We start from the raw sequence: 15,185 nt of genomic DNA on the forward strand, positions 1-15,185 counted from the left end.
GCTCCCGGCGCACACCGTGTGGTTCCGGCATGCCGCGACCGCCCCGCACCCGACGAAAGGCCACTTGTGTCCGCCGCTTTCCTCCTCCGCCGCATCGCCAGCCCGAAGAAGGCCCTCGCCGGCGCCGCCGTGGCCGTCGCCACCGCCGGCACCCTGCTCGCCGCCTCGCCCGCGCAGGCCGCGACGGGGGCCTCCCAGGCCCAGGCGATCGCGAAGAAGATGATCGCGGACTCGGCCCAGTACAACTGCTTCGCGAACATCGTCGACCACGAGAGCGACTGGAACGTCAACGCCACCAACGCCTCCTCCGGCGCCTACGGCCTCGTCCAGGCCCTCCCCGGCAACAAGATGGCCTCGGCCGGCTCCGACTGGAAGACCAGCGCCGCCACCCAGATCAAGTGGGGCCTGGACTACATGAACGACCGCTACGGCAGCGCCTGCGGCGCGTGGAACTTCTGGCAGTCCAACGGCTGGTACTGAGCCAACTACACGCCCTGAACCGAAGGCGGCGGCCCCCTGATCCCCGGGGCCGCCGTCTTCGCCGTGTCCCGGGGCCCGATCCGTCGCGTCCGGCGACGCGCCACGCAGGGACCGTGCTCGCGGTCCGGGTGAGGTGAGGGTCGACGCCAGGGGCCGCGTAAGTCCAGTTACAGCAGCGATCAGGGCGGCGAGTGCATCGAATGCGCACCGCTCGGTCCCCTGACCTGGCGCAAGTCGTCGTACAGCGGTGACCAGGGCGGCGATTGCGTCGAGATCGCCGAAGCCCCCGCCACCATAGCCATCCGCGACTCCAAGACCCCGGCGGAACCGATCCTCACCCTCGGCCCCGCCGCGTTCACCACCTTCGTCAACTGGACGTCGCGGACGTCGACTACAGCCGCTGGATGATCGTGCCGGTGGCCAGCCCGCCTCCCGCACACATCGTCACCAGCGCGAACTCCTTGTCCACCCGCTCCAGTTCATGCAGTGCCGTCGTGATGAGCCGGGCCCCGGTGGCCCCCACCGGGTGCCCGAGTGCAATGCCGCCGCCGTTGACGTTGACCTTCTCCAGGTCCTGTTCGAAGACCTGCGCCCAGCTCAGCACCACCGACGCGAACGCCTCGTTGATCTCCACCAGGTCGATGTCCTTCAGCGACATACCGGCCTTCCCGAGCACCGCCTTCGTCGCGTCGATCGGCCCGTCCAGATGGAAGTGCGGGTCGGCACCCACCAGCGCCTGCGCCACGATCCGCGCCCTCGGCCTCAGTTTCAGCGCCCGCGCCATCCGTTTCGACGCCCACATGATCGCAGCGGCGCCGTCGGATATCTGCGACGAGTTGCCCGCCGTGTGAACCGCCGTCGGCATGATCGGCTTCAGGCCCGCCAGCGCCTCCATGGACGTGTCGCGGAGGCCTTCGTCCCGGTCGACGAGTCGCCACATGCCCTGCCCGGCCCGCTGTTCCTCCTCCGTCGTCGGCACCTGGACCGCGAACGTCTCCCGTTTGAAGCGCTCCTCGGACCAGGCGACGGCCGCCCGTTCCTGCGAGATCAGGCCCAGTGAGTCGACGTTCTCGCGTGTCAGCCCCCGGTGGCGCGCGATCCGCTCCGCCGCCTCGAACTGATTGGGCAGGTCCACGTTCCACTCGTCTGGGAACGGCTTTCCGGGCCCGTGCTTCGACCCCGACCCCAGCGGCACCCGCGACATCGCCTCGACCCCGCACGAGATGCCGACGTCGATGACACCCGCCGTCACCAGGTTCGCCACCATGTGCGACGCCTGCTGCGACGACCCGCACTGGCAGTCGACCGTCGTCGCCGCCGTCTCGTAGGGCAGGCCCATCGTCAGCCAGGCCGTGCGCGCGGGGTTCATGGACTGTTCGCCGGCGTGGGTCACCGTGCCGCCGACGATCTGCTCGACGCAGTCGGCGGGGATGCCGGTGCGGCCGAGGAGTTCGCGGTACGTCTCGCCCAGGAGATAGGCGGGGTGGAGGTTGGCGAGCGCGCCACCGCGCTTGCCGATGGGGGTGCGGACGGCTTCTACGATCACGGGTTCCGCGGCCATGGGGGAGGTCCTCTCCTCGGGTACCCGCGCGGCGCGGGGGCGTCCCGGCCGACCCCGCCACGCAGAACTAGTACGCGTTCTAGTTCTCCTTGCAGTCTGCTGACGCGCCACCCTCCGCCGCAAGGGTCGTGCAGCCTCGGATGTCGTGATCTGCACGAATCCCGCACGCAATTGGGGCTGCCGCGCCTCTTGCCACTTGTAGAACCCGTTACTACCTTCTCGGCAATTCCCCGTTCCTGATGGACCGTCAGAACAAGACACGGCCGGATCACGACTGTCAGAAGACCAGCTGGAGTTGCCCATGCCCTGTCCAGCGCTGCCCGACGGGTTCGACTTCACCGACCCGGATCTGCTGCACCACCGCGTGCCCCTGCCGGAGTTCGCCGAGCTGCGCCGGGCCGAACCGGTGCGCTGGATCCCCCAGTCCGGCAATGTCGCCGGCTTCGAGGACGAGGGCTACTGGGCCGTCACCCGGCACGCGGACGTCAAGTTCGTCTCGACGCACCCGGAGCTGTTCTCCTCGTACCTCAACACGGCGATCATCCGCTTCAACGAGCACATCGAGCGCGACGCCATCGACGCCCAGCGGCTGATCCTGCTGAACATGGACCCGCCGGAGCACACGCGGGTCCGGCAGATCGTGCAGCGCGTCTTCACCCCGCGCGCCATCCGCGCGCTGGAGGACAACCTCCGCACCCGAGCCCTCAACATCGCCGCGGAGGCCCGCGCCCACGCCGGCCCCTTCGACTTCGTCACCCAGGTCGCCTGCGAACTGCCCCTCCAGGCCATCGCCGAGCTCATCGGCATCCCGCAGGAGGACCGGACGAAGATCTTCGAGTGGTCGAACCGGATGATCGCCTACGACGACCCCGAGTACGCCATCACGGAAGAGGTCGGGCAGGAGTCCGCCACCGAACTCATCGCCTACGCCATGAACATGGCCGCCGACCGGAAGCAGTGCCCCGCCAAGGACATCGTCACGACGCTGGTGTCCGCCGAGGACGAGGGCAACCTGGCCTCCGACGAGTTCGGCTTCTTCGTGCTGATGCTCGCCGTCGCCGGCAACGAGACGACCCGCAACGCCATCACCCACGGCATGCACGCCTTCCTCACCCACCCCGACCAGTGGGAGCTGTACACGAGGGAGCGGCCCGCCACCGCCGCCGAGGAGATCGTCCGCTGGGCGACCCCGGTGAACGCCTTCCAGCGCACCGCCACCCAGGACACCGAACTCGGCGGCAAGCAGATCAGGAAGGGCGACCGCGTCGGCATCTTCTACGCCTCCGCCAACCACGACCCGGACGTCTTCGAGAACCCGGACGCCTTCGACATCACCCGCGACCCGAACCCCCACCTGGGCTTCGGCGGCGGAGGCCCGCACTACTGCCTCGGCAAATCCCTCGCCGTCCTCGAGATCGACCTCATCTTCAACGCGGTCGCCGACGCCATGCCCGGCCTCAAGCTGGCCGGCGACCCCCGCCGGCTCCGCTCCGCCTGGATCAACGGCGTCAAGGAACTCCAGGTCAGCGCCGGCTGACGGCCGTACTCGGGCCGACGGCCTCCCGGCGCCGTCGGCCCGTCCCGAGGGAGGCAGGTGCACCCCCCATCCCTACGCCCCTGCCCCTGCCTCCCCCGAGACCGAGACCGAGACCGGGCCCGGCACGGCGGCCGCTCGCTCAGGAACCGCAGTGCCCCGGGCGGGCGTACAGGACGACCTGTGCGCCCTTGACCTGCGCGCGGGCGCACTCCGTGAAGGCGCGGCTCAGGGTCGTCCGCTTGACCGCCTCCTGCGGATACGGGTCCAGGGGCTGCCCCTCGGGATCCATCAGCGCCACGATGCGCGTGCCGGCCAGCATGCGCTGCCGGATGACGGCGGCCGGCTCCTCGGTTCCCTGCAGGGTCTCCGACCGTACGGGCGACTCGCGCAGGGCGATGTCCCTCAGGCCGCGGTAGTCGTCCTCGTAGGACATCGCCCATTCCCTGCGGCGCGCGGGCATGTAGAGGACGGCGTCTCCGCCGGCGGACATTCTCCGTACGGTCTCGGCGATCGCCGTGACATCGTCCTTGCGGCTCTCCGGGGTGCGCATCTGCAGGGTCACCGGGAGCAGGGCGGCGACGATCAGCGCGCAGATCGCCCCGGCCGCGAAGCCCTCGGGGACGGTCCGGCCGCGGATGCCCGTGTGGGACAGCTTCCGGGCCAGGGCGTCGATGCCGGCGGCCACGAGCAGGGCCAGGCCGATGTTCGAGTAGAGGACGTAACGGTCCAGGTAGACCGGATCGTGGAGCGAGACCAGCAGGAGGGCCGCGGTCGGGAGGAGGAGCAGGGGGAGGGCAAGGCGGGGCAGGGTGACCGAGCCCCGCGCCTGACCGGAGGCAGCGGCCCTGGCTCCCGTCAGTCCGATCACGGTGACCGCGCCGATGACGAGCCAGTCCCGGCCGCTGGGCATGCCGATCCACGAGACCTGCCCCGACTGGCCGAGGCTGATGGCGACGAGCGGCAGAGCGGCCACGGCGACGACCGCGGCGGCGGCCGCCCACGCCCGCCTGACGCGCGCCGGGACCGGTGCGGCCAGGACGGTGACGCCATGGGCGAGGAGGCACAGCACCGCGAACTCGTGCAGGTACACCGCGCAGAGCAGCGCCGCCGCATAGCCCGCCCAGACACCCCGGCCGGGCCGCTCCACCGCGCGGACGAGGAGATACGTGGACAGCGCCACGAAGGCGGCCACCAGGGCGTACGAGCGGCCTTCCTGCGCGTACATCTGCACCACGGGGATCAGCGTGCAGGACAGTCCCGCGAGGACCCCGACCCGCCGCCCGACGAGCCGCATGCCGGTGATCGCCACGAGGCCGGCGCAGACGCTCATGGCCACCGCGGACGGGAGCCGCATGGTCCACAGGCCGCCGTCCCATACGGCAAAGAGGGCGTGCATCAGGAAGTAATAGGCGCCGTGCACCGCGTCGAAATGGTGCAGCAGTCCCCAGATCTCCGGAACACTCCGATGGGCGACCTGGTAGGTCACGGACTCGTCGCGCCACATCGAGTCGCCCCGCGAAAGGCCCCAGAGATTGAACGCCAGCGCGAGTGCCGAAACGGGAAGGAAGAGCGAACCGGACGAGAGACTCCGGGGGAGGAATCGCCGCCGCGGCGCACCGCCTACCGGGTCGGCCGCACGGACTTCCACGTTTCCAGCTGTCATGAAGCGTGTCATGGAGCCGACACCCGCTGCGCATCCGCGTGCTCCTCGGCCACCGCGTCGTGGTGCGCCGGGACACGCGGCCCGAACAGCAGGTGGGCGGCGGCGAACCCGATGCCGACGACCGCTGCCCCGCCGGCGGCGTCCAGCACCCAGTGGTTGGCCGTGGCGACGATCGCGGAGACCGTGAACAGCGGGTGGGCCAGTCCCGCCAGTTTCATCCAGCGTTTCGGGGCGACCCGCAGGATCACCAGGCCGCACCACAGGGACCAGCCGAAGTGCAGGGACGGCATCGCCGCGTACTGGTTGGCGACCTCGGTCATCACGCCGTAGTCCGGCTTGGAGAAGTCCTGGACGCCGTGCACCGTGTCGATGAAACCCAGCCCCGGCATCAGCCGCGGCGGCGCCAGCGGGTAGAGCCAGAAGCCGACCAGGCCGGTCAGCGTGGTCAGGCCCAGCGTGGTGCGCGCCCAGCGGTAGTCCACGGGGCGGCGGACGTAGAGCACGGCGAGGACGGTCAGCGGGACGGCGAAGTGGAACGACGAGTAGTAGAAGTCGAGGAAGGCGCGCAGCCAGTCCGTCTTCACCACGGCGTGATTGGCCCAGTGCTCGATGTCGAGGTAGAGCACCTCCTCGATCGAGAGGATCTGCTCGCCGTGGTGCTCGGCGGTCGCGCGGTCGCCGCGGGCGGCGATCCGGACCTGTTGGTAGGCGGCGTACGTGACCCGGATCAGCAGCAGCTCGAGCAGGAGGTTCGGGCGGGTGAGGACCCGGCGCAGCGCCGGGAGGAACGGGACGCGTCTGAAGCGGGGCGCGGGCGGCGCGTACTCCGTCGGCACGGGCTCCTGGTAGTACGCCGACGTCCGGGACAGGAACGGCACCGCGGTGGCGGCGGCGAGGGCGGTGAGCAGCACCACGTTGTCGCGCAGCGAGTACAGGGCCGGCGTGTTCGGCAGCAGCATCTTCGCCGGCAGGGTCATCACCAGGACGACGGCGACCGGCCACACATACCGGTCGGAGGCCCGTCTGCCGACCCGGCCGACGACCGCGAGCAGCACCCACAGCAGCTGGTGCTGCCAGGCGGTGGGCGCGGCGGCGATCGCGGCGCAGCCGGTGATCGCGACGGCGAGCAGGAGCTGGCCGTCGTGGGCGTAGCGCACGGCGCGACGTACGGCGAGGACGGCGACGCCGGCGCCCAGCAGCAGGAAGAGGGCGATCTCCACGGGGCCGGCGAGGCCCAGCCGCAGCAGGGCGCCGTGCAGGGACTGGTTGGCGAGGCCGTCGGCGCGGCCGCCGAGGCCGACGCCGGCCATGTGGTGGACCCAGTAGGTGTACGAGTCGTGCGGCATCGCCGCCCAGGCGAGCACCGTGGACGCGGCGAACGTCGCCCCGGTGGCGAGGGCGGCCCGGCGGCGGCCGGTGAACCACAGCAGCGGCGTGAACAGCAGCAGCGTCGGCTGGAGGGCGGCGGCGAGGCCTATGAGCACCCCGGCGGCCCGCCGGCCGCGTACGGCGAAGCAGCCCAGCAGGACGAGCAGCACCGGGATGATGCTGGTCTGGCCGAGCCAGAGGGTGTTGCGCACCGGCAGGGACAGCATCAGCAGGCTGATCGCGACCGGCGCGGCGAGCAGGGACGTCCGGCGGCTCACGGGCTGTGGCAGGGCGCGGGCGGCGACCAGGCCGAGCGCGGCGACCAGCAGGAGCGTGCCGAAGGTCCAGCCCCAGCCGAGGGCCTCTTCGGCGGACCTGGTCAGCGGTTTGAGGACGAGTCCGCCGAAGGGTGTGCCGGTGAAGCGCGTCGAGTCGTACAGGGAGCCGTTCACATGCAGGACGCCGTTCGGGCCGACCCAGGTCTCCAGGTCCGTCAGACGTTCCCCGCGCGGGCTGCCGAGGACGACGGCCACCTGGCGTACGGCCAGGACGGCCGCGACCAGCCACAGGCCGAGCCGGGCCGCGTGCAGGCGTGCGTGAACCGTACCGACGGCTGTCGCTCCGAAGGCTTCCGCCGGTCGCCCGCTCTGCTCCGCATTCGCCACGCCTCGTCGGCCTCCCGCCCCGTTCGTCCCACGCGTCCCGTGCGTGAGGCTCCCTGCGAACCCTAAGAGGCTCGCACCACCCCCGGACAGGGACGCAGGCAACCCCCTCTTCACCTGACGCCCGCTCTCCTTTTGTCCAGATGACGATAGTGCGGGTAGGGCGGGTTTGCCTCCGCTGGGGGCGAGATGGATCACGATGCCGCGGCCGGGATGTCTGGGCCGATCGGCTGAAACCGCCCGGTGGGCATACGGTGGCGGGGAACCGGCGCGCGCCCGCGTTCGTTAGAAAAGCTAGTTAGCACTTCTAACTAGGCATCTGAAAGGCACAGGCGCATGAGCGAGTCGCAGCTCTGGGACGACGTCGACTTCTTCTTCTCCGCCCACCTCTCGCCCGACGACGAGGTCCTCCAGGCGGCCCTGCGCGACAGCGAGGCGGCCGAGATGCCGCATGTCAACGTCACCGCGCCCCAAGGCAAGTTCCTCCACCTCCTCGCCCAGCTCCAGGGCGCCCGCACCATCCTGGAGATCGGCACGCTCGGCGGCTACAGCACCATCTGGCTGGGCCGCGCCCTGCCGGCCGACGGCCGGCTGATCTCCCTGGAGTACAGCGCCAGGCACGCCGAGGTCGCCACCCGCAACATCGCCCGCGCGGGCCTCGACAAGGTCGTCGAGGTACGGGTGGGCCCGGCGCTGGAATCGCTGCCCAAACTCGCCGACGAGAACCCGGCCCCCTTCGACCTGGTCTTCATCGACGCGGACAAGGCCAACAACGCCAACTACGTGGAGTGGGCCCTGCGCCTCACCAGCGCGGGCAGCCTCATCGTCATCGACAACGTCGTCCGGGGCGGCCGGGTCGCCGACGAGGACAGCATCGCCCCGGACGTCCTGGGCACCCGCGCCGCCATCGAACTCATCGGCAGCCACCCGAGGCTGAGCGGCACGGCGATCCAGACGGTGGGGAGCAAGGGGTACGACGGGTTCGCGCTGGCGCGGGTGCTGGCGTAGTGGCCCTGGCTCACCGGCGTTGGCGAGGCGCCGCCGCTCTCCTCCGGCCTGATCCGCGCCGGACAGGCCTAAGCCTCGTGATAGAAGCCGACGTTGACGCTGCGTGGTGCCGTGCGGTCGTGGATGACGATCTCGCCGCTGCCGCCCCTGGGCAGCGGCAGGGTGCCACCGTAGGAGATGGACTGCGCGTACTCGCCGACCTTCACCCGCACCTCGGAGGACGGGTCCGGCTGTGAGCCGCGCAGCCAGGTCACCTGCCAGGCGCCGTCCGGGCCGCACAGGAACTCCAGGTGTACACGGGAGACGAACAGCCAGTCGTCGGGCGTCGAGAGCCGGCACACGGCCTTGTCCCGGCCCACCCGGAGCACGGCGCCCGGCTCGCTGGGCGCGTCGGCCATGAGCATGCCGGCCGTGGCGCCCTCGTCCGCCGCGGAGACGAATGCCATGGTGAGTTCGAGCACGTGCGGTCCTCCCCAACGATCTTGCACGGCGGCCGAATTGGCTCACCGCCGCCGCATGTTAAAACGCCCCGGCATACGCCGTACGACGAACTTTGACATCCTCCCCCTCAGAAGAGGGGGATTCCAACCCAGGCAGGTTGAGGTTCACGGACACTCGACCGCTGATGCGGTGTTGTCCCTCCGGCACGGGCCAGAGGCCCGGGTCTGATGACCTGTCCTGCCGCGACGTTGATGGCTGCGTTCTCGTCCGCGTTGCAGGTGAAGCCGCAGGAGGAGCATACGAACTCGGCTTGGCTCTTGCGCGAGTCCTTGTCGATCCATCCGCAGGCGCTGCAGCGCAGGGAGGTGTAGGGGGCTGGGACGTCCTCGACTCGGTCCGGGGCCTTGCCCTCGGTGCGCTGTCGTAACAGGCCCCAGCCCTGGGCGAGGATCACCCGGTTCAGCCCGGCCTTCTGCCGTACCTTCGTGCCAGGCTTGTCGACGGTCCCCTTGGCGGAGGCCGTCATACTCTTGATGTTCAGCTTCTCGAACCGGATCGTGTCGTAGGTCCGGGCGAGCATGGTCGAGGTCTTCTCACGCCAGTCCTTGCGCCGATTCGCCTCACGCGCCCTGAGCTTCGCGGCTTTCGCGTACTCGGCGGTCTTGCGGTGACTGCCCCTCGGAGCCCGGGCCGCGCGCCGCTGATGCTTGCGCATCTGGACGCGTTCCTTGGCGGTGAGCTGCGGGCAGTTCAGCTTCCGGCCGTCCGACAGAGCGGCGGTGATCGTCACACCCCGGTCGATGCCTATGATCTCACCCGAGCCGGGCGCGTCGATGGGCTCGGGGATGACAGCGAAGGCGATGTGCCACTGGCCGTTCCTGAGTGTGACCCTGAACGTCTTGGCCTTGGGAAGTTCGGGGCGGCTGAGCCGGAAGCGAACCCAACCACAGCCAGGGACCTTGACTTGGGCCCACCTGCGGTTGAGCTTCTGCAGCACCACAGAACGGCCCATGACCTGCTTCCCGGTATTCGGGTTGGTCTTCGCCGTGCCGTCCTCATTGAACTCCGGGACCCGGTCGGTCCCGATGACACGGAACCCCTCGTGCTTGTGCTTCTTCCGCCAAGTCGGCTCGCCGAAGCCAGCGGTGAATCGAGCGGCTTTGGCCTTGGCGAAGTCCTGCAACGCCTGCTGCTGCACATCAACGTTCCCGGCCCGCAGCCACTCACTCTCCCGACGCGCCTCGGTGAGCTGGCGGCACTGCTCGGCGACCCCGGGCGCAGACTTCCGGCCCAGTTTCCAGTGCGCGTGCTGCTCGACCGCCAGGTTCCACACATACCGCGCATGCGCGCAGTGCCGGAGCATCTGCGGCTCCTGCTGCGGCGTCGGGTACATACGGAAGCGCGACATGAACGAAGAGTACCATTAGTACTGTCAGTACTGATGATACTTAGGCATACGATCAGAGCCATGAGTACCGAACGTATCGCGACCAACGACCTGCGAGCGCAGCTCGGACGTCGTATCGACAACGCCCACTTCCGCGGCGCACACCTGGTCATCGAGAAGAACGGCGAACCCCGCGCCGTCCTTGTCCCCTACAGCTGGTGGCATGGTCAGCAGGCTCTCGCAGCAACAGACGCCGTGGAGTGAGACAGGCACACAGCACCGTAATTTGTTTGCCGACAGCGTGATGCCACCTCCCACAATGGCGGCATGACCCGCACCCGTGCGTCCACAACCTGGACCGTCGCCACAGAGCCCTTCGACTCCCCCGTCGCCGCCGCGCTCTGGCGGGCGTACTACACGGAGGTCAGCGACCGCTGGTACCTCCTGCACGAGGGCCGCCGCACCGACCCGGGCGAGCTGGAAGGGGAGATCGCCGCGGCGACGGGTACCGAACTCGCGCCGCCGAAGGGGCAGTTGCTCGTAGCGCGGTACGGAGGTGAGCCGGCGGGTTCGGCGGGCGTGCGGCTGCTGGACACGGAGACCGCCGAGCTCAAGCGGGTGTTCGTGGCCGAGCCGATGCGCGGCAGGGGCGGCGGCCCGGTGCTCGTGCGGGCCGTCGAGGACGTCGCCCGCACGCTCGGTGCCGTACGCATCGTGCTCGACACCCGGCACGATCTGGTCGAGGCGCGGGCCCTGTACGCGCGGCTCGGCTACTCGGAGACCGCGCCGCACAACGACGAGCCGTACGCCGAGCACTGGTTCACCAAGGAGCTGCGGGGCCTCGACTGACCCGGGCCACCGACCCGTTGTGCGGCTGCTCCCGGTCCGAGCCGCACAGCTCGTCGTTCAGCTCCTTCACCAGCTGGGCCAGGTCGGTCGGCCGGTCCGGGCCCCACCAGTCGCCCAGCAGCTCGGCCAGCGACTCCTCGCGGACCCGGGCCAGCCGTTCGGCGACCTCGCGCCCGGCGGGGGTCAGGACGAGGTCGAGGCCCTCGCGCACAGCGAGGCGCCGCCCCTCGACCTGGCGGGCGGCGGCGAGGATGACGGGCAGCGGCACGAAGCTGCGCTCGGCGAGTACGCCGGGTTCGACCCAGCCGTACCTCTTGATGCGGAGGAGGAGCCAACTGGCCGCCGGGAACAGGTCGTAGCCCGCCCGCTCGGTGATCTTCCGGTAGACCTCGCGGCGGCCCTCCCTGGTGCCGAGCACCGACAGGGCCCGGCACACCTCGTCGTACGACGACCGCTCGACCGGGTTGCTGGCGAGGGTCTCGGTGACGTCGGGCGCGGTGACCGAGCCGCGCAGCTCGTCCTCGCGCAGGAACCAGGCCAGCACGAAGCCGAGGACGGCGACGGGGGCGGCGTACAGGAAGACGTCGGTGATGGACGTGGCGTACGCCTCCAGCGCCGGCGGGCGCAGCGCGGGCGGCAGGTCGGCGATGCCGCGCGGGTCGGACTCGAGCCCTTCCAGCGAGACACCGGGCGGGAGTTGGGCGCCCTGGAAGGCCTCGGTCAGTTTGTCGCCGAGGCGGCCCGCGAAGATCGTGCCGAAGATGGCGACGCCGAACGAGGCGCCGATGGACCGGAAGAAGGTCGCGCCGGAGGTGGCGACGCCGAGATCCTCGTACGAGACGGCGTTCTGCACGATCAGCACGAGGACCTGCATGACCAGGCCGAGGCCCAGCCCGAGGACGAGGAAGTAGGCGCTCATCGCGGCCGTGGAGCTGTCCATGTCGAGCTGGTGCAGGAAGAGCAGCCCGAGGGCGGTCACGCCGGTGCCCGCGATCGGGAACACCTTCCAGCGGCCGGTGCGGCTGACGATCTGCCCGGAGACGGTCGACGCCAGCAGCAGGCCGAGCACCATCGGCAGCATGTGCACACCGGACATGGTCGGCGAGACACCCTGGACGACCTGGAGGAACGTCGGCAGATAGGTCATCGCGCCGAACATCGCGAAGCCGACGACGAAGCTGATGACGACCGAGAGCGTGAAGGTGCGGATGCGGAACAGCTTGAGCGGCAGGACCGGTTCGGCTGCCTTCCGCTCGACGGCGACGAAGACGACGGCGAGGATGACCCCGAGGGCCGCCAGAGTGATGATCTGCGGCGAACCCCAGCCCCACGTGGTGCCGCCGAGCGACGCCACCAGCACCAGACAGGTGGCTACGGCGGCGATGAGGAACGTGCCCAGGTAGTCGATGACATGCCGGGTCGCCTTGTGCGGGATGTGCAGCGCGGTGGCGATGACGGCGAGGGCTACGACGCCGATGGGAAGGTTGATGTAGAAGACCCAGCGCCAGCTGAGATGTTCGGTGAACAGCCCGCCGAGCAGCGGTCCCAGGACACTGCTCGTCCCGAACACGGCCCCGAACAGACCCTGGTACCGGCCGCGTTCGCGCGGCGAGACGATGTCACCGACGATCGCCATCGACAGCACCATGAGCCCGCCGCCGCCGAGGCCTTGCAGCGCCCGGAAGGCGATGAGCTGGGGCATGTTCTGCGCCATTCCGCAAAGCGCCGACCCGATGAGAAAAATCACGATCGCGGTCTGGAACAGTTTCTTGCGCCCGTACTGGTCACCGAGCTTGCCCCACAGCGGGGTCGCGGCGGTCGACGCCAGCAGATACGCGGTGACCACCCAGGACAGGTGCTCCATCCCCCCGAGCTCGCTGACGATGGTGGGCAGCGCGGTCGACACGATGGTCTGGTCGAGGGCGGCGAGCAGCATCCCGAGGAGCAGGGCACCGATCGAGACGAGGACGTTGCCGGGCACGTGCTCCTGGGCTGCGGAACCCCGCCGTGGGGGCTGCGCGTCACGCACATCCCCCGTCCTACCGTGCGCATCCGCTGCCATGAAGCCTCCCGGGAGTCTCGTTACACCATCCATCGTGATCGGTGTGACCGTTTATGGCCTGTTGAGTCCTGTTGGAAGCCGATATTCCGGGGGCTCGAGGGAGACGGCGTGGAGGAGTTCTGCATAATCTCGGGAGTTCGCCGGGCCCTGTCGTCAGTATCCCGTCGTCCGCCCGGAGGGCGGGCCCCGCGGGGTCTGGTGCGTGCAGCTGCACGGCGGAGGAGGGAGTCGACGCGATGGGGGTCCCTCCCGCTCGAGCGAAGTCGAGAGTGGGGGAGTCGTCGACCGACGACAACGCCGCAGATGCGCGTGCCAGACGGCGCGGGGCAGGCGGGAGACTGACGACATGGCCCTAGGGGGAGGGATGGACGTGAGCGAGTCAAGAGGGCACCTGTGCCCGGAGTGCGGGGAGCCGAGGGGGGCCGACAACACCCCGACGTGCGGGTGCGGCGAGCGTGTGTCCGAGGCCCTGCGCGACGCGCGTACGGCGGAGGCGGCCGCGGCGGAGGACTTCGATCCGTTGCGCATACGGCCGTACGTCGAGCTGGATGACGGGGCCCGTCCCGAGGGCAGCGAGGCTCATCCCGAGGGCGAGACACAGCAGCTTCCGGCCATCGAGCGGACGATGCCGTTACGGGCCGTGCCTCCGGGGGCAACCTCGACCTTCCCGCCCCCAGCTGCTGCGCCCCGCGCGCACGACCTGCGGCTGTTCGAGGCGGATCCGGAGCCCACGCCCGCGGGGGAGCGGAAGCCGCATCGCCGGGGCCGTACCGTCCTGCTCGGTGCCGGCGGGGCCGTCGTCGCGGTGGTCGCGGCGGCCGGGCTGGCGAGCGGGCTGTTCACGTACGAGACGCCGTCGCGGGACGCCGCCCTGCCGGAGGACGTGCGGGCGAGCATCCCGGCGCCGTCGCCGACCACGGCCTCTGCGGCGCAGTCGACGCCCCCGGCGTCCGAGGAGGCGCCGGCGTCTCCTCCGCCGTCTCCGACGGTGAGCCCGACCCCGACGCGGGCCGACGTCTCCCCTACGCCGTCCCCTACTTCCGAGCCGACCCAGCCCTCGCCGTCCGCGTCGCCCTCCTCCAGCTCCGCCGAGGGGTCGGACGGCGCGCGTCAGCCGCCCGTTCTGCGTCGTGGTGCGAAGGGTGCGGAGGTTACGGAGCTGGAGCTGCGGTTGCAGCAGACCGGGCTGTATGTGCGGGAGCCCGGCGGCAGCTACAACGAGGGGGTCGAGGATGCGGTGATCAGTTATCAGCGGACTCGGGGGATCCAGGCGGAGGAGTTGGGGGTGTATGACCTGGCGACTCGGGAGCGGCTGGAATCGGAGACGTCCGAGCCGTGACGCCTTCGTTCCCCACCGGCTCAGCCCCAAGGGCGCTACTGCTGGCCGGCGTGCAGTCGGATCTTCCCGTTCCCCACGGCCTCGACCTTCACCTGCGTCAGGTCCCGCACCAGCACATCCGGGCCGTACGCTCCAGCCCGGTCCCCCACCCCGACCACCCGCATCCCAGCCGCCCGCCCGGCCTCAATGCCAGCGCCCGAGTCCTCGAGAACCACGCAATCCGCAGGCGCGACCCCCAGTTCCGCCGCCCCCTTCAGGAACCCCTCCGGATCGGGCTTGCTCCCGCCGACCGACTCCGCCGTGATCCGTACCTCCGGCAGTGACAGCCCGGCGGCAGCCATCCGGGCCGTGGACAGTGCGACGTCCGCGGAGGTCACCAGCGCGTGTGGCAGCCCCGTCAGCGAGGCCAGGAACTCCGGCGCGCCCGGAATCGCCACGACGCCGTCCATGTCCGCCGTCTCCTCGGCGAGCATGCGGGCGTTGTCCGCGTGGTTCTGTTCCATCGGGCGGTCCGGCAGCAGCAGCGCCATCGAGGCGTGGCCCTGCCGGCCGTGCACGACCTTCATGACCTCGTCGTCGTCCAGGCCGTGCCGTTCGGCCCAGCGCCGCCAGATTCGTTCGACCACGGCATCGGAGTTGACCAGGGTGCCGTCCATGTCCAGTAGGAGGGCGCGGGCGGTGAGCACGGCGGTGGCCGTCATCGGCAGCTCCAGGACGTGGGGCCGGGGGCATACGAGTGGAGCCCCCGGAGGGCCAAGGTGGTCCCGCCCGCCGGTCAGGGAAAACGGGCGGGAACCACTTTGTTCCCCCACGGTACAAAACAGAGGG

The 15,185-nt window shown here is 70.3% G+C and carries 14 protein-coding genes; 7 read left to right on the top strand and 7 right to left on the bottom strand.

Translation table 11 applies throughout. The features are described from left to right. The first annotated feature begins 66 nt into the window (after positions 1-66). Positions 67-480, top strand: coding sequence for an aggregation-promoting factor C-terminal-like domain-containing protein (locus AQJ91_RS03425; RefSeq protein ID WP_067016188.1), 414 nt, complete (start codon positions 67-69; stop codon positions 478-480). Between the two features lie 195 nt (positions 481-675). Next, a complete protein-coding gene (locus tag AQJ91_RS48645) occupies positions 676-888 on the top strand; it encodes a DUF397 domain-containing protein (RefSeq protein WP_079084706.1) in 213 nt (70 codons plus the stop codon). Here AQJ91_RS48645 and AQJ91_RS03430 read toward each other — a convergent pair. Next, positions 872-2,041, bottom strand: coding sequence for a steroid 3-ketoacyl-CoA thiolase (locus AQJ91_RS03430; protein WP_067016190.1), 1,170 nt, complete (start codon positions 2,039-2,041; stop codon positions 872-874). The genes AQJ91_RS48645 and AQJ91_RS03430 overlap by 17 nt on opposite strands. Positions 2,042-2,342: 301 nt before the next feature. Here AQJ91_RS03430 and AQJ91_RS03435 point away from each other — a divergent pair, with 301 nt between their 5' ends. Continuing rightward, on the top strand, positions 2,343-3,578 hold the full coding sequence (locus AQJ91_RS03435) for a cytochrome P450 (protein WP_067016192.1): 1,236 nt from the start codon (positions 2,343-2,345) through the stop codon (positions 3,576-3,578). Between the two features lie 139 nt (positions 3,579-3,717). Here the strand turns inward: AQJ91_RS03435 and AQJ91_RS03440 are convergent, their stop codons facing one another. Then, entirely contained in the window at positions 3,718-5,082 is a 1,365-nt protein-coding gene (locus tag AQJ91_RS03440) for a glycosyltransferase family 39 protein (protein ID WP_067017181.1), read from the bottom strand. A gap of 167 nt (positions 5,083-5,249) precedes the next feature. Beyond that, complete coding sequence (locus tag AQJ91_RS03445) at positions 5,250-7,274, bottom strand: bifunctional glycosyltransferase 87/phosphatase PAP2 family protein (RefSeq protein ID WP_067016194.1); 2,025 nt, start codon at positions 7,272-7,274, stop codon at positions 5,250-5,252. Positions 7,275-7,607: 333 nt separating this feature from the next. Here AQJ91_RS03445 and AQJ91_RS03450 point away from each other — a divergent pair, with 333 nt between their 5' ends. Then, positions 7,608-8,279 carry an O-methyltransferase gene (locus tag AQJ91_RS03450; RefSeq protein WP_067016196.1) on the top strand — a complete coding sequence of 224 codons (672 nt, stop codon included), beginning with the start codon at positions 7,608-7,610 and terminating at the stop codon, positions 8,277-8,279. Between the two features lie 68 nt (positions 8,280-8,347). On the opposite strand, the gene AQJ91_RS03455 is transcribed toward AQJ91_RS03450, so the two are convergent. Beyond that, positions 8,348-8,740: an FHA domain-containing protein gene (locus AQJ91_RS03455; RefSeq protein ID WP_067016198.1), complete on the bottom strand. Its 393-nt coding sequence runs from the start codon at positions 8,738-8,740 to the stop codon at positions 8,348-8,350. Between the two features lie 107 nt (positions 8,741-8,847). Continuing rightward, complete coding sequence (locus AQJ91_RS03460; protein WP_067016200.1) at positions 8,848-10,128, bottom strand: RNA-guided endonuclease InsQ/TnpB family protein; 1,281 nt, start codon at positions 10,126-10,128, stop codon at positions 8,848-8,850. A 60-nt stretch (positions 10,129-10,188) separates the two neighbouring features. Between AQJ91_RS03460 and AQJ91_RS53335 the strand changes: the two genes are divergently transcribed. Continuing rightward, positions 10,189-10,371, top strand: a complete 183-nt coding sequence (locus AQJ91_RS53335) for a type II toxin-antitoxin system Phd/YefM family antitoxin (RefSeq protein ID WP_067016202.1) — start codon at positions 10,189-10,191, stop codon at positions 10,369-10,371. A 63-nt stretch (positions 10,372-10,434) separates the two neighbouring features. Next, positions 10,435-10,956 (top strand): GNAT family N-acetyltransferase, encoded by a 522-nt coding sequence (locus AQJ91_RS03470; RefSeq protein ID WP_067016204.1) that lies wholly within the window; start codon positions 10,435-10,437, stop codon positions 10,954-10,956. Here the strand turns inward: AQJ91_RS03470 and AQJ91_RS03475 are convergent. Beyond that, on the bottom strand, positions 10,928-13,018 hold the full coding sequence (locus AQJ91_RS03475; protein ID WP_067016206.1) for an MDR family MFS transporter: 2,091 nt from the start codon (positions 13,016-13,018) through the stop codon (positions 10,928-10,930). The genes AQJ91_RS03470 and AQJ91_RS03475 overlap by 29 nt on opposite strands. 364 nt (positions 13,019-13,382) lie before the next feature. Between AQJ91_RS03475 and AQJ91_RS03480 the strand changes: the two genes are divergently transcribed. Then, positions 13,383-14,357, top strand: coding sequence for a peptidoglycan-binding domain-containing protein (locus tag AQJ91_RS03480; RefSeq protein WP_324617974.1), 975 nt, complete (start codon positions 13,383-13,385; stop codon positions 14,355-14,357). Between the two features lie 35 nt (positions 14,358-14,392). On the opposite strand, the gene AQJ91_RS03485 is transcribed toward AQJ91_RS03480, so the two are convergent. Beyond that, a complete protein-coding gene (locus AQJ91_RS03485) occupies positions 14,393-15,058 on the bottom strand; it encodes an HAD family hydrolase (protein WP_067016209.1) in 666 nt (221 codons plus the stop codon). Positions 15,059-15,185 lie beyond the last annotated feature (127 nt).

Source organism: Streptomyces dysideae (genome assembly GCF_001514305.1).
Lineage (GTDB): Bacteria > Actinomycetota > Actinomycetes > Streptomycetales > Streptomycetaceae > Streptomyces > Streptomyces dysideae.

Excerpts from the sequence above, each read along its gene's own strand:
- AQJ91_RS03430 (WP_067016190.1), bottom strand. The coding sequence starts at position 2,041 with ATGGCCGCGGAACCCGTGATCGTAGAAGCCGTCCGCACCCCCATCGGC.
- AQJ91_RS03435 (WP_067016192.1), top strand. The coding sequence starts at position 2,343 with ATGCCCTGTCCAGCGCTGCCCGACGGGTTCGACTTCACCGACCCGGAT.
- AQJ91_RS03440 (WP_067017181.1), bottom strand. The coding sequence starts at position 5,082 with ATGTGGCGCGACGAGTCCGTGACCTACCAGGTCGCCCATCGGAGTGTT.
- AQJ91_RS03450 (WP_067016196.1), top strand. The coding sequence starts at position 7,608 with ATGAGCGAGTCGCAGCTCTGGGACGACGTCGACTTCTTCTTCTCCGCC.
- AQJ91_RS03460 (WP_067016200.1), bottom strand. The coding sequence starts at position 10,128 with ATGTCGCGCTTCCGTATGTACCCGACGCCGCAGCAGGAGCCGCAGATG.
- AQJ91_RS53335 (WP_067016202.1), top strand. The coding sequence starts at position 10,189 with ATGAGTACCGAACGTATCGCGACCAACGACCTGCGAGCGCAGCTCGGA.
- AQJ91_RS03470 (WP_067016204.1), top strand. The coding sequence starts at position 10,435 with ATGACCCGCACCCGTGCGTCCACAACCTGGACCGTCGCCACAGAGCCC.
- AQJ91_RS03475 (WP_067016206.1), bottom strand. The coding sequence starts at position 13,018 with ATGGCAGCGGATGCGCACGGTAGGACGGGGGATGTGCGTGACGCGCAG.
- AQJ91_RS03480 (WP_324617974.1), top strand. The coding sequence starts at position 13,383 with ATGGACGTGAGCGAGTCAAGAGGGCACCTGTGCCCGGAGTGCGGGGAG.
- AQJ91_RS03485 (WP_067016209.1), bottom strand. The coding sequence starts at position 15,058 with ATGACGGCCACCGCCGTGCTCACCGCCCGCGCCCTCCTACTGGACATG.